The organism is Stenotrophomonas sp. YJH_SMC_120, assembly GCF_059368675.1.
The window spans coordinates 25,811-39,324 of sequence record NZ_JCAFRY010000004.1 but is presented as its reverse complement, the minus strand read 5'-3'; the positions used below and the strand labels follow the sequence as shown (position 1 = coordinate 39,324).

The window sequence follows — 13,514 nt, the reverse complement described above, 5'->3', positions numbered from 1 at the left end:
TTCCCGTTACTGCTTGTTCGAATCGGTGGCGGCCGGCTTGGCCGCATCGGCCTGCTCGGGCTTGGCCGCGTCGGCCGGTGCCTTGCCAGCAGCCGGTGCGGTGCCCGCCGCAGCGGCGCCGCCTGCGGCCGGCTTGCCGTTGGCGTCCTGCCCCGGGGTCCACGGCTTGGCCACCGCCGGTGCACCTTCCTTGACCTTCTGCACGCCGGCCACGATCACCTTGTCGCCGGCGGCCAGGCCGTCGCTGACCAGCCAGTTGCCGTTCTGCGCGCCATCGGTCTTCACGTTCTTGCGCGCGACCTTGCCGTCGGCGCCGACCACCATCACGTAGCCGCCGGTGGTGTCGCGCAGCAGGGCCTGCTGCGGTACCAGGAAGGCATTGTTGCGTTCGCCCAGGTTGGCCTGGAAGCTGACGAAGGCGCCCGGCAGCAGGATCTGCTGCGGGTTCGGCAGCAACGCGCGCAACGACACCGCACCGGTGGCCGGGTCGACCGTGGTCGAGGAGAAGTCCAGGGTGCCCGGCTCGCTGTAGGTGCTGCCATCGGCCAGCTTGACGTTCACCGTGGCCTTGCCGTCGCCCGACAGCGCCAGCGCGCCCTTGGCCTGTTGCGCGCGCAGCTGGGTCAGCTCGTCCACGCTCAGCGAGAAGTTCACGTACAGCGGGTCGAGCTGGTCGACGGTGGTCAGCAGGGTCACATCGCCCTGGCCGACCAGCGCGCCTTCGGTGACCTGCTGCTTGTTGGCCACGCCGCTGATCGGTGCGGTTACTTCGGTGTAGCCCAGGCTGATGCGCGAGGAAGTCACCGCTGCTTCGGCCTGCTTGACCGCCGCCAGCGCGGTACGCTCGGCCGATTCAGCGTTGTCCAGGTCGGACTTGGAGACGAACTGCTGCGGCGCCAGCGAACGTGCACGGTCGGCGGCCACCTTGGCGTTGGCGTAGGTCGCGCGGGCCGAGGCCAGCTGTGCTTCGGAGGCGTTGAGCGAGGCGCGCAGCGGCGCCGGGTCGATCAGGAACAGGGTCTGGCCCTGCTTGACCTGCGAGCCTTCCTGGTAGACGCGCTTGAGCAGCACGCCCGGCACGCGCGCACGCACGTCGGCGCTGCGGAACGGCGACAGGCGACCGACCAGCTCGCGCTGCAGCGGCAGGGTCTGCGGCTTGGCGTCGATCACGCCCACCTCCGGCGGCGGGGGCGTCTGCTGTTCCGGCTTCTTGCAGGCAGCCAGCGCGACAGCAACGGCGCACGTCAAGGCAAGGGTGCGGAGTGGGGCGGTCATCAGGAGGAACTCCGGGGTTGGTTTGAAGACGGGGCCGGCGACGGCTGAGGCGCGAAGGCGCGCAGGAAGCTGTCGACGGAGAACTCTGCCCAGCGCCGACGCAGCCGCGCGTCATCACGATGGGGGGTATGGAAACGCTGTTTGTCGAAATCCTGACCGGCAATCATGCTCAGCAGCAGTTCGGCCATGAAGTGCGGGTCGTCATGCCGGAGCTGGCCACGCATGCAAACGGTTTCAATCCATTCAGCAAGATGAAGCGTCAGTGCGCCGGCTCCGTGCCGGTACAGCGTACGCGCCTCTTCGGGAAACTGGGCCGCGTCGGCGGCGATCAGCCGGCAGGCCTGGCCCACGTGCGGTTGGTTGAAGTGCTCCAGGAAGTCGGTGGCGAACTGGAGCAGGCTGGCACGCAGGTCGTCAGTGCGGAGTGCACGAACCATGGCGCCGGTAGCGTGGCCGACGTGGCGCTGCATCACCCGGCGCAGCAGTTCCTGCTTGCTGCCGTAGCGCGAGTACAGGGTCTGCTTGGAGCAGCCGGCGTGCTGGGCCACCGCCTCCATGCTCATCTGCATGCCCTGCTGGGCCAGCAGTTCGCGTACGGCGTCGAACACACGCTCATCGCGTGCATCGAGGGCAACGGGGAGGTAGGCCGGGTTCACGCGGTGGACTATACCGTCCAGTTCAGGATTGTGGAATCGCGTCGGCGTCGCCGCGTGTGTCTTCCGGTAACACGTTTTGCCGATCCTGTCGGCAGTGCTGAAACAGGCGCCAGCACCATACCGGTGCGAACTGAATAGGCGTTTGAACCGCAGCAAACCCGAATCTGCTTATTCCGTCCTGCAGCAAGGCCTTTTCGCGCGGTAGGGCTACAATTTCATTTTCCCAACTGAGCAAGCGCATCGCTCTGCCATGAAACCGCAAAAAACCGCAGCCAAGACCGTGAAGAACAAGACGAAACCAGCAGAGTCGGAGGTCGCAGTGACCGCTGGTTTCTCCCTGGAGCCGGTGTACACGGCCTTGCGCAAGCGCTACCCCGCGGCCGCACAGGCCGAAGCAGTGGCCTTTGCCACTGACTTCTACAAGCGCATGGAGTCGGACGAGTTCCCGCACCACAGCGCTGAAGAGTGGGCCGCTCTCGCGGCTGAGACGCTGGAATTCGCCCGTGCCCGCAAGGCCGGCAAGGCCAACGTCCGCGTGTTCAATCCGACCGCGAAGGCCAACGGTTGGGAATCGCCGCACACCGTGCTGCAGATCGTCAACGACGACATGCCGTTCCTGGTCGACACCGTCACCATGTCGCTGGCCGAACAGGGCGTGGGTGTCCACGTGCTGGGCCACCCGGTGCTGCGCTTCACCCGCGACAAGGCCGGCAAGCTGGTCAAGGTCGGCGAGGGTGATGCCGAGTCGGTGATGCTGCTGGAAATCGACCGCCAACCGGCCGAAGCCATGGCGGCCATCGAGCAGGCCATCAACAAGGCGCTGGATGAAGTGCGTGCGATCGTGCGTGACTGGCAGCCGATGAAGGACAAGGCGCTGGCACTGGCCGACGACCTGGGCAGCCGCCAGCTGCCGGTCGACGCAGCCTCGCGCAAGGAAGCACAGGAATTCCTGCGCTGGGCCGCCGACAACCACTTCACCTTCTTCGGCTACCGCGAGTACCGCGTCGAGAAGCAGGGCAAGGAAGAAGTGCTGGCGCCGCTGAACGACACCGGCCTGGGCCTGATGCGCGGCAAGGACAAGTCCGCCGCCCGTCCGGTCAAGACGCTGGCCGCGCAGGGCCTGAACACCACGTCCGGCTTGAAGGACGCGCTGATCCTGACCAAGACCAATGCCCGTTCGCGCGTGCACCGCGCCGGCTACATGGACTACATCGGCGTGCTGGAATTCGACGCCAAGGGCAAGATCATCGGCGAGCAGCGCTTCCTGGGCCTGTTCACCTCCAGCGCCTACAACCGTCGCCCGTGGGAGATCCCGCTGGTGCGCCAGCGCCACGAGCACGTGATGAAGCAGTCGGGCCTGGCTCCGGCCAGCCACAGCGGCAAGGCCCTTCGCCACATCCTGGAAACCCTGCCGCGCGAAGAACTGTTCCAGTCCAGCGAGGACGAACTGTTCCGCACCGCGATGGGCGTGCTGGGTCTGCAGGAACGCGTGCGCAGCCGCCTGTTCCTGCGCCGCGACAAGTACAGCCGTTTCATTTCCGCGCTGGTCTACCTGCCGCGCGAGCGCTTCAACACCGACGTGCGCCTGCGCATCGAGGCGATGCTGAAGGACGCGCTGCACGGTGAGTACGTGGACAGCTCGGTGGTGCTGGGCGAATCGCCGCTGGCCCAGGTGCACCTGATCGTGCGCCCGAAGCCGGGTGAAATGCTCGACGTTGATACCGCCGAACTGGAGCAGAAGCTGGCCCAGGTGCTGCGCAACTGGCAGGACGACCTGCGCGAAGCGCTGGTGGCCCGCCACGGCGAGACCGAAGGCCTGCGCATCGCCGCGCGTATCGGCAAGGCGCTGCCGGCCGGCTACATCGAAGACAACAGCACCGCGGTTGCAGCCAACGATGTCAGCCAGCTTGATGCCCTGACCGGCCCGGACGACCTGCGCCTGAGCCTGCAGGCCGTGCCGCGCGAAAGCGGTGATGGCCTGCGCCTGAAGCTGTATCGCCAGCTGGACGACATCCCGCTGTCGGACGCGCTGCCGATGATGGAAAACATGGGCCTGCGCGTGATCGCCGAGCGTCCGTACCGCCTGTCAGTCGACAACGCCCCGGTGTACGTGCAGGACTTCGAGGTCGAATCGACCGCCGGCGCGATCGATGCCGCCAGCGTCGACGAAGCCTTCGGCGAGACCTTTGCCCGCGTCTGGCACGGCGATGCCGAGAACGACGGCTTCAACCGCCTGGTGCTGGCTGCCGGCCTGCACTGGCGCCAGGTCGCCATGCTGCGTGGCTACTGCAAGTACCTGCTGCAGACCGGCGTGCCGTTCTCGCAGGCATACGTGGAAGGCACCTTCGCGCGCTACCCGCTGCTGGCCCGACTGCTGGTCGAGCTGTTCGAAGCGCGCTTCGATCCGGCTACCGGCCACGAGAGCAAGGACGACATCGCCGCCGGCCAGGCCCACCTGAAGGCCCACTTCGATGTGCTGGCTGCTGGCGACGACGCCACCCTGAAGGTGCTCAAGACCGTGGTCGACGCCCGCAAGGGTGACCGCGACGCGCAGATGCAGGCCGCGCGCGATGCGCTGCTGAAGCTGATGGACCGTGTGTCCAGTCTGGACGAGGACCGCATCCTGCGCTCGTTCATGGGCGTGATCGACGCGACCCTGCGCACCAGCTACTACCAGACCGATGCCAACGGCCAGCACGGCCATGTCATCAGCTTCAAGTTTGATTCGGCGCTGGTGCCGGACCTGCCGAAGCCGCGCCCGTACCGCGAGATCTTCGTCTACGGCCCGCGCGTGGAAGGTACCCACCTGCGCTTCGGCGCGGTCGCCCGTGGCGGCCTGCGCTGGTCGGACCGTCGCGAAGACTTCCGTACCGAAGTGCTGGGCCTGGTCAAGGCACAGATGGTCAAGAACACCGTGATCGTGCCGGTCGGCGCGAAGGGCGGCTTCTTCGCCAAGACCCCGCCGGTGAACGGCGACCGCGACGCGATCTTCGCCAACGGCGTGGCCTGCTACAAGCTGTTCATCCAAGGCCTGCTGGACATCACCGACAACATCGTCAACAACAAGATCGTGCCGCCGGTGGATGTCGTGCGCCACGACATGGACGATCCGTACCTGGTGGTGGCCGCCGACAAGGGCACCGCGACCTTCTCCGACATCGCCAACGGCCTGGCCATCGCGCACGGCTTCTGGATGGGCGATGCGTTCGCCTCCGGTGGTTCGGTTGGCTATGACCACAAGGGCATGGGCATCACCGCACGCGGTGCGTGGGAATCGGTCAAGCGCCACTTCCGTGCGCTGGGCCGTGACAGCCAGACCCAGGACTTCACTGCGGTCGGCGTCGGCGACATGTCCGGCGACGTGTTCGGCAACGGCATGCTGCTGTCGCGCCACATCCGCCTGGTCGCTGCCTTCGACCACCGCCACATCTTCCTGGACCCGAACCCGGATGCGGCCACCACGTTCGTCGAACGTGAGCGCCTGTTCACCGTGCCGCGTTCGAGCTGGGCGGACTACGACGCCAAGCTGATCAGCAAGGGCGGCGGCGTGTACCCGCGCAGCCTGAAGTCGATCGAGATCACCCCGCAGGTGCGTGAAGCGCTGGGCCTGGATGACAACGTCAAGGCGCTGTCGCCGAACGATCTGATGAGCGCGATCCTGAAGGCACCGGTCGACCTGCTGTGGAACGGCGGCATCGGTACCTACGTGAAGGCTGCCAGCGAGCAGCACAGCGATGTCGGCGACCGCGCCAACAACGCCCTGCGCGTGAACGGTGGCGAGCTGCGCTGCAAGGTGGTGGGCGAGGGCGGCAACCTGGGCATGACCCAGCTGGGCCGCATCGAAGCCGCCCAGGCCGGCGTGCTGCTCAACACCGACTTCATCGACAACTCGGCCGGTGTGGACACCTCCGACCACGAAGTCAACATCAAGATCCTGCTCAACGATGTGGTGCGGGCCAAGAAGCTGACCGTCGAGCAGCGCAACAAGCTGCTGGCCTCGATGACCGATGAAGTCGCCGAGCTGGTGCTCAATGACAACTACCGCCAGAACCAGGCGCTGAGCCTGATGGAGCGGATGGCGGTCAAGCGCCTGGGTTCCAAGCAGCACTTCATCCGTACCCTGGAACAGCAGGGCCTGCTGGATCGCCAGATCGAGTTCCTGCCGTCCGACGCCGAGCTGTCCCAGCGCAAGGCACGCGGCCAGGGCCTGACCCGCCCGGAACTGTCGGTGCTGCTGTCCTACTCGAAGCTGGTGGCGTTCGCCCAGCTGCTGGAATCGGACATCCCGGAAGATCCGTACCTGTCCAAGGAACTGCAGCGTTACTTCCCGACCCCGCTGCAGAAGAAGTACGCCGACGCGATGGAGCGTCACCGCCTGAAGCGCGAAATCATCGCCACGGCCGTGACCAACCAGACCATCAACCGCATGGGCGCCACCTTCCTGATGCGCATGCAGGAAGACACCGGCCGTTCCATCGCCGAGGTCGCCAAGGCCTACACCATCAGCCGCGAAACGCTGGATGCGCGCGCGCTGTGGGCGCAGATCGATGCACTCGACGGCAAGGTGCCGGAGTCGGTGCAGATCGACGCACTGGAAGTGATCTGGAAGCTGCAGCGTTCGTTCGTGCGTTGGCTGTTGTCGCGCCCGGGCGCGATGCCGGGCATCACTGAAGCGGTCAACCGCTACCAGGGTCCGTTCAACGACATCCGCGTTGCCTCGGGTGTGCTGCCGGATTCGCAGCGTCCGACCTACGAAGCCCTGGTGGCCGAGTGGAAGGAAAAGGGCCTGCCGTCCGCGCTGGCGCAGCAGCTGGCCGAACTGCACTTCCTGGAGCCGGCGTTCGACATCATCGAACTGGCCCGCACCCGCAAGCTGAAGCCGGTGGACGTGTCCAAGGTCCACTTCCGCCTGGGCGATGCCCTGCAGCTGCCGTGGCTGTTCGAGCAGGTCGACGCGCTGGAGGTCAACGGTCGTTGGCACGCCGTGGCACGTGGCGTGCTGCGTGACGAACTGGCGGCCAACCACCGCAACCTGGCCGGCCAGGTGCTGGGCACCAAGGGCAGCAGCGCGGAAGCCAAGGTCGCAGCCTGGATGGGCCGTGACGACAACAGCCTGCGCTTCACCCTGGCGATGCTGGCCGAACTGGCCGAGCAGAAGACCCTGGACTACCCGACCGTTTCGGTCGCGGTGCAGCGCCTGGGCCAGCTGGCGGCACATGGCGCGTAAGTGAAGTAGTGCCAGGCCATGCCTGGCATGCGTGAACCGGAACGGCCCCGCGAAAGCGGGGCCGTTCTGTTTCTGCCCTTGACCTTTGCGACCACCTGACCCGACGCCGGCCGTGAACCTGCCAGGTGGATGACCGGCCCGTCCGCCGGGACCGTGAGCGCCATGGATGGCGCGACCGAGCCCCCATGGATGGGTTTACGGCGTGTCCCGGCGGACGGGCCGGTCATCCGCCCAGCGGGGTCCAGCCCCCGGCGCTCGGTTATGCTCTCCCTCATGCCTTCCCCCCGGATCCACCGATGAGCGACACCCCCCGCATCGCTTTCCTGGCCAGCACCGCCGAGCCCGCGCAGATGGCCCGCGCGGCGATGATCTCGCGTTATGGCGATCACGCGCCGGAGCAGGCCGACGTGCTGTGCCCGCTGGGGGGCGACGGCTTCATGCTGCAGACCCTGCATCGGCATGGGCACCTGGGCAAGCCGGTGTTCGGCATGAAGCTGGGCACGGTCGGCTTCCTGATGAACCAGTACCGTGGAGACGACGACGTGCAGGCCCGCATCGCACGCGCAGAACCGGCCAACCTGCGCCCGCTGGAAATGGTGGCGCTGACCGAGTCCGGCACCAGTACCGGTTCGCTGGCCTACAACGATGTTTCGCTGCTGCGCCAGACCCGGCAGGCCGCGCATATCGGTATCGATCTGAACGGCCAGGAGCGTGTGGCCGAACTGATCGGCGACGGCGTGCTGGTGGCCACCCCGGCCGGCAGCACCGCCTACAACTATTCCGCGCATGGTCCGGTGCTGCCGCTGGGCTCGCACACCATCGCGCTGACGCCGTTGGCCCCGTACCGGCCGCGGCGCTGGCGCGGCGCGATCCTGAAGGCCGATACCGAAGTGCGCTTCCGCGTGCTCGATCCGTACAAGCGCCCGGTCAGCGTGACTGCCGATTCGCACGAGACCCGCGACGTGGTCGAGGTGACCATCCGTGAGTCGAAGGACCGCCGCGTGACCCTGCTGTTCGACCCGGAGCACAACCTGGAAGACCGGATCCTGAGCGAACAGTTCGTTTTTTGAGGACAATGGGCAGCCGGCCGTGCCGACCGCTTGAAGGACCCCCACCGATGGGCGACAACTCCCCCCGTTTGCTGACCGTCGCGGTGACCTCGCGCGCGCTGTTCGACCTCGAGGAAAGCCACGCGCTGTTCGAGAGCGATGGCGTGGCGGCCTATGCCGAATTCCAGCGCCAGCACGAGGACGATATCCTCGGCCCCGGCGTGGCGTTTCCGGTGGTACGCAAGCTGCTGGCTTTGAACCAGGGCGCCAGCCCGGAGAATCCTCGCGTCGAGGTGATCCTGCTGTCGCGCAACTCGGCCGATACCGGCCTGCGCATCTTCAATTCGATCCAGCACTACGGCCTGGGCATCATCCGCGCAACGTTCACCGCCGGCGAGCCGACCTGGCCGTACGTGAAGCCGTTCGGCACCGACCTGTTCCTGTCGGCCAACCCGGAATCGGTGCGCAGCGCGCTGCGCCACGGCATCGCCGCAGCGACCATCCTGCCCAAGCCGCCCGGCGAAACCGCCGCCGCGGCGGCCGACCAGATCGATACCGGGCGCCCGGCCGGCCAGTTGCGCATCGCCTTCGACGGTGACGCAGTGATCTTCGGTGACGAGAGCGAGCGCATCTCACGCGAGCAGGGCGTGGAGGCGTTTGGCCGGCACGAGCGTGAACGGGCCCGCGAACCCCTCAGCGGCGGCCCATTCCGCGGTTTCCTGTCGGCCCTGCATACGCTGCAGGAAGTGTTCCCGGCCGGCGAGAGCGCGCCGATCCGCACTGCGCTGGTGACCGCACGCTCGGCACCGGCGCATGAGCGCGTAATCCGCACCCTGCGCGAGTGGGGAGTGCGCCTGGACGAAGCGCTGTTCCTCGGCGGCCGCCACAAGGGGCCGTTCCTGCAGGCGTTCGGTGCCGACATCTTCTTCGATGACTCGCAGCACAACATCGACAGTGCGCGCGAACACGTGGCCGCCGGCCACGTACCGCACGGTGTCGCCAACGAGGGGTGAAACCATGCCGGGTAGGTGCCAACCGTTGGTTGGCACTGCCATGCATCGGCGCCCACCAAGGTGGGCATCTACCAGAGCGCTGTACCGCGGTAGTCGCCAACCTTGGTTGGCGCCGTCCTGGACCCATGCCCACCAAGGCGGGCACCTACCGAAAGCAGCGCCGTCGAAGGGCATGACCCGTCACGGGCTGCCGGACATCCCCAACTGCAGATCCACCACCTTCCAGCGCAGGCCCTGCGGTTCCAGCACCACTTTCATCGGCGGCTGGTCGGGGCCGCGATCGACGTCGATCACGAAGCGGTCCAGCGCTTCGAAGTGATGCTCGGCGTTCTTCAATGGCCGTGCCGGCTCGGTCGCGCCGAAGGCATCACCGCCCTGCAGTTCATTGCGGCCGCGCTTCCACAGCACGTGGCCCTGCAGCATTGCGCCGATCCCGGTCGGGGTCACCATGGTTTCCACCGCTGCACCGCCGAGCTGGTCGCCGAGGCCGTAGAGCAGGGCGCCGAACGGGCTGGCCGCTACATCCGGGCCGGCCTGGCGTACCAGATAGTCGTTGAGCTGGGCGCGCAGGCTGCTGCGCACGCGAGGGAAATCGACATAGCGTTCCAGTCGCGCCGTGTCGCGTTCTTCGATGGCCCTGGACAGGCCGTGCACGGCCATGTACGGGCCGCCGAACCACCACGCAGCCAAGGCCAGGACCAGCAGCACAGCCAGTGCAGTGAGCTTCTTCATGCTGTCCAGACTGCCGCAAGTGAGGCAGCCAGTGGTGAACGGCAGGTGATGCGGCTCAGAACTCCAGGTCCAGCGCCGCGCACAGGTAGTCAACGAACGGGCCGAGCCCAGCCAGGTCCTTGCCCAGCGTGGACAGCAGGCGCGGGCCGGTCATGGTGGCATCGTCCAGCGAGCGCCACATCACCCAGTTGCGGTGCTTGAGGTCGTCGATGAACTCGAAGTCGGCCGGGAAGCCACGCGGGGGCCGCACCAGCTTTTCGCTCTCCTCGAAATCGAAGCGTTTGCGCAGGGCCGGTGCATGCGCGGCGGCCTTCCAGCTGCCCGGATTGTCGAGGATGAAGTGGCGTACGCGGCGCTGGGTTTCCGGTTCCGGATGCCACAGGCCAGCGCCGACGAAGCTCTCGCCCGGCTGCAGGTGCACGTAGAACGAGGGCGCGGCCACTTCGCGGCGGCGCTCATGGAACAGGCGTGCACCCTGCCAGGTCTTGTACGGCGACTTGTCGTTGGAAAAACGCGCGTCACGATGGATGCGGAACAGCGAGCCACCGACGCCACGGGTATCGGCGCGGAAGTGCTCGCTGACCTCGGCCAGCGCCGGCTGCAGGTCGCCCAGCAGGCGCAGGAACGGCTGCCGCACGTGGTCTTCGTACTGCTGGCGGTGATCGTTGAACCAGGCCTTGTCGTTGTGCCGCGCAAGGCTGCGCAGGAACTTGAAGCTGGCGTCCGAGAAATAAGTGCTCACAGCGTCTCCTGCAGGTGCTGGCCCCAGTCGCGCAGCGATTGCAGCAGGGCCTGGCGCCGGGTGTCATCGGGCGCTTCGGCGGCCAGTGCATCCAGCTGCTGCTGGTACTGGGGCAGGTTGAGTTCGCCCAGGCCGCCGTCTCCGAGCAGGCGCTGGCGGCGGTAATCCTGCCAGCGCTGGCGTTCAGGCGGCGCGAGGCTGTCGGGATGATTGCGCGCGCGGTAGCGGAACAGCAGCTCCGGCAGGCGCGGGTCGCGGAAGCGACCTTCCAGCGCGGCCAGCTGCTCGGGCGCAGTGGTGCGTGCAAGCGCAAGCAGCGGCTTGTCACCGTTGCCGAGGAAGCCGTCGTACAGCGAGGCATCGACGTCAGCCACGGTGGCGGTGCGGGGCTGGTTGTAGACCTGCCGGGCCTTCTCGGCCAGCTGCGGGGCGAACGCGCGCAGGCGCTCCACCTTGGCTTCGATCGCAGCCACATCCAGGCCGAGGCGCGCGTGGTCATCGGCGCGCAGGTGGTTCCAGGCGATCAGCGCCGGCACCTTGTTCAGATGCACTTCCTTCAGCGGTACCCGTGCCGCGCCTTCGGGCAGCTCGCTGGCGCGCATGTACAGGCGCTGTGCGATCACCTCGGCCGGCAGTTCCAGCAGGTCGTCGATCTCGCCTTCCAGGTCGAACACGATCACCCGGTTGTTGATGGTCGGGTGCACGGCCAACGGCAGCACCGGTGCCGCGCAAAGGCGGCTGGCCGGGTAGCGCATGGAAATGTGCAGCACCGGCTTCATCGCGGCCACGTCCAGCAGGCCGCCGACGAAGCGCTTGTCGCGCAGCTTCAGGGCGTATTCCCACAGGCGTGGTTGCGACTGCTTGAACAGCCGCGCCATGCCGATGGTGGCGCGCACGTCGGACAGTGCTTCGTGTGCATCGCCTTCGCGCACGTGGTTGGCCTCGGCCAGGTGCTCAAGCTTGAACGAGGTGGCGCCATCCTCGCGCAGCGGCCACCGGATGCCGTCCGGGCGCATCGCGCGCATCAGCCGCAGCATGTCCAGCAGGTCCCAGCGCGAATTGCCGTTGCGCCACTCGCGTTCGTACGGGTCGTGGAAGTTGCGGAACAGCCCGTAGCGGACGAACTCATCGTCGAAGCGCAGCGTGTTGTAGCCCAGCGCGCAGGTGCCCGGGCGCGACAGCTGCTCGTTGATGCGGTCGAAGGCCTCGGCCTCGCTGATGCCCTCGGCCAGTGCCTGCTGCGGGGTGATGCCGGTAACCAGGGTGGCCATCGGCGAGGGCAGCAGGTCATCGGCCGGGCGCACGAAGAAGCTGACCGGGGTGTCGATTTCGTTGAGATCGGCGTCGGTGCGGATGGCGGCGAACTGCGAGATGCGCGTGCGCCGCGGGTCCTGGCCGAAGGTTTCCAGATCGTAGAACAGGAAGCTGTCAGCCATCAGTGCGCGCCCTCCAGGACCGGCAGCTGCGCATGAATCTGCGCTTCCAGCGCGGCCCAGTCGATGTTGTCCAGTGAATCATGGCCGGTGGTGGCGGCCACCAGCATGTCGCGTTGCAGTTCGGTGCGGCGCAGCGCCTCGGCGTACGGCGTGTGCAGGAAGGTGACCATGGTGTAGTGCGGCACGAAGCGGGTCGGCCAGCGCCGCTGCAGTTCCTGTTCCAGTTCGCGCTGCAGCAGGAATGCAGGGTCGGCGACGCGGTCGCGCATTTCCAGGTAGTTCTCCAGCGCCATCTGCTGGATGGCACGTGCATTCGGCTTGCGCTCGGCTTCGAACGCGGCGAACGCACCTTCCAGATCATCGGCCTCCATCAGGTGGCGGGCCAGCGCAACGCAGTCCTCGAACGCGCAGTTCATGCCCTGGCCGTGGAACGGCACCATCGCATGCGCGGCGTCGCCGATCAGCACGGCACGGCCCTGCTGGTGCCAGCGATCGAGCGTCAGCGTGCCAAGCAGGCCCGGCGGGTGCTGTTCCCAGTCTGCGCGCAGGTTCGGGATCAGCGGCAGGGTGTCGGCGAACTCGCGCGCGAACAGCGCCTCGGCCTGCGCGCCGGTATTGATCGTGGCGAAGCTGGGATCGCCCTGGTTGGGCAGGAACAAAGTGACGGTGAAGGTGCCTTCGTGATTGGGCAGGGCGATGCACATGTAATGGCCGCGCGGCCAGATATGCAGCGCGTTGCGCTCGATGCGGAAGCTGCCATCGTCGGCCGGCGGAATTTCCAGCTCCTTGTAGGAGTGATCGAGGAACGCGATTTCCTCGCCCAGCGGCGCCCGCCGGTTCATCGCCGCGCGCAGGGCCGAGCCTGCACCATCGGCACCGATCAGGGTGTCGAATCGGATGTCATGCGGGCTGTCGTCGCGGTCGTCGATGAAGCGTGCGTAGCCGGCATCGAAATCGACGGTGTGCAGGCGGCGGTGGAAGTGTACGGTCGCGCCAGCCTGTTCGGCCAGTTCCAGCAGCGTGGTGTTGAGGTCGCTGCGATGGATCGACCAGATCACTTCGCTGTCGTCGCGGCCATAGCGCTGCAGCTGCGGTTCGCCTTCGCGCGGATGCACCATGCGTCCGCGCATCATCACCGCGCGCGCCATGACCTCGTCTTCCACACCGGCCTGGCGCAGCGCATTGCGCCCACGCTCGGCCAGCGCCAGGTTGATCGAGCGGCCGCTCTCGTAGTCGGCCACGCGTGGATCGCCACGGCGTTCGTACAGGGTGATGCGCCAGCCCTGGCGTGACAGCAGGATGGCCAGCAGCGACCCGGCGAGGCCGGCACCGATAATGCTCAACGAGCGGGAAGCATGTGCGATCAACGAACTGTCCAGCAGTA

General features: G+C 67.1%; 9 protein-coding genes. 3 read left to right on the top strand and 6 right to left on the bottom strand.

The features are described from left to right. Positions 1-6: 6 nt before the first annotated feature. Together AC5P60_RS07525 and AC5P60_RS07520 are read right to left on the bottom strand one after the other, a co-directional pair. A complete protein-coding gene (locus AC5P60_RS07525; RefSeq protein ID WP_005413920.1) occupies positions 7-1,275 on the bottom strand; it encodes an efflux RND transporter periplasmic adaptor subunit in 1,269 nt (422 codons plus the stop codon). Then, positions 1,275-1,931 carry a TetR/AcrR family transcriptional regulator gene (locus AC5P60_RS07520; protein WP_005410245.1) on the bottom strand — a complete coding sequence of 219 codons (657 nt, stop codon included), beginning with the start codon at positions 1,929-1,931 and terminating at the stop codon, positions 1,275-1,277. The genes AC5P60_RS07525 and AC5P60_RS07520 overlap by 1 nt, the downstream gene beginning before the upstream one ends. Before the next feature lie 250 nt (positions 1,932-2,181). Here AC5P60_RS07520 and AC5P60_RS07515 point away from each other — a divergent pair, with 250 nt between their 5' ends. The 3 genes from AC5P60_RS07515 (at position 2,182) to AC5P60_RS07505 (ending at position 9,220) form a co-directional block, all read left to right on the top strand. Beyond that, complete coding sequence (locus AC5P60_RS07515; protein WP_049433277.1) at positions 2,182-7,158, top strand: NAD-glutamate dehydrogenase; 4,977 nt, start codon at positions 2,182-2,184, stop codon at positions 7,156-7,158. A gap of 296 nt (positions 7,159-7,454) precedes the next feature. Beyond that, positions 7,455-8,228, top strand: a complete 774-nt coding sequence (locus tag AC5P60_RS07510; protein WP_005410243.1) for an NAD kinase — start codon at positions 7,455-7,457, stop codon at positions 8,226-8,228. Between the two features lie 47 nt (positions 8,229-8,275). Next, positions 8,276-9,220, top strand: coding sequence for a 5'-nucleotidase (locus AC5P60_RS07505; RefSeq protein ID WP_005410242.1), 945 nt, complete (start codon positions 8,276-8,278; stop codon positions 9,218-9,220). Between the two features lie 180 nt (positions 9,221-9,400). On the opposite strand, the gene AC5P60_RS07500 is transcribed toward AC5P60_RS07505, so the two are convergent. Genes AC5P60_RS07500 through AC5P60_RS07485 form a run of 4 tightly spaced genes read right to left on the bottom strand, consistent with a single transcriptional unit; the run spans position 9,401 to position 13,497 of the window. Beyond that, entirely contained in the window at positions 9,401-9,952 is a 552-nt protein-coding gene (locus AC5P60_RS07500) for a DUF2939 domain-containing protein (RefSeq protein ID WP_005413915.1), read from the bottom strand. A gap of 55 nt (positions 9,953-10,007) precedes the next feature. After that, entirely contained in the window at positions 10,008-10,694 is a 687-nt protein-coding gene (locus AC5P60_RS07495) for a DUF2461 domain-containing protein (protein ID WP_005410240.1), read from the bottom strand. Then, positions 10,691-12,130, bottom strand: a complete 1,440-nt coding sequence (gene sbcB / locus AC5P60_RS07490) for an exodeoxyribonuclease I (protein WP_033835129.1) — start codon at positions 12,128-12,130, stop codon at positions 10,691-10,693. The genes AC5P60_RS07495 and sbcB overlap by 4 nt, the downstream gene beginning before the upstream one ends. Beyond that, positions 12,130-13,497 (bottom strand): FAD-dependent oxidoreductase, encoded by a 1,368-nt coding sequence (locus tag AC5P60_RS07485; RefSeq protein WP_033835128.1) that lies wholly within the window; start codon positions 13,495-13,497, stop codon positions 12,130-12,132. Before AC5P60_RS07485 ends, sbcB begins: the two co-directional genes overlap by 1 nt. Between the last annotated feature and the right edge of the window lie 17 nt (positions 13,498-13,514).

Bases quoted from the DNA above. Each gene is read 5' to 3' on its own strand.
- AC5P60_RS07525 (WP_005413920.1), bottom strand. From the start codon at position 1,275: ATGACCGCCCCACTCCGCACCCTTGCCTTGACGTGCGCCGTTGCTGTC.
- AC5P60_RS07515 (WP_049433277.1), top strand. From the start codon at position 2,182: ATGAAACCGCAAAAAACCGCAGCCAAGACCGTGAAGAACAAGACGAAA.
- AC5P60_RS07510 (WP_005410243.1), top strand. From the start codon at position 7,455: ATGAGCGACACCCCCCGCATCGCTTTCCTGGCCAGCACCGCCGAGCCC.
- AC5P60_RS07505 (WP_005410242.1), top strand. From the start codon at position 8,276: ATGGGCGACAACTCCCCCCGTTTGCTGACCGTCGCGGTGACCTCGCGC.
- AC5P60_RS07500 (WP_005413915.1), bottom strand. From the start codon at position 9,952: ATGAAGAAGCTCACTGCACTGGCTGTGCTGCTGGTCCTGGCCTTGGCT.
- sbcB (WP_033835129.1), bottom strand. From the start codon at position 12,130: ATGGCTGACAGCTTCCTGTTCTACGATCTGGAAACCTTCGGCCAGGAC.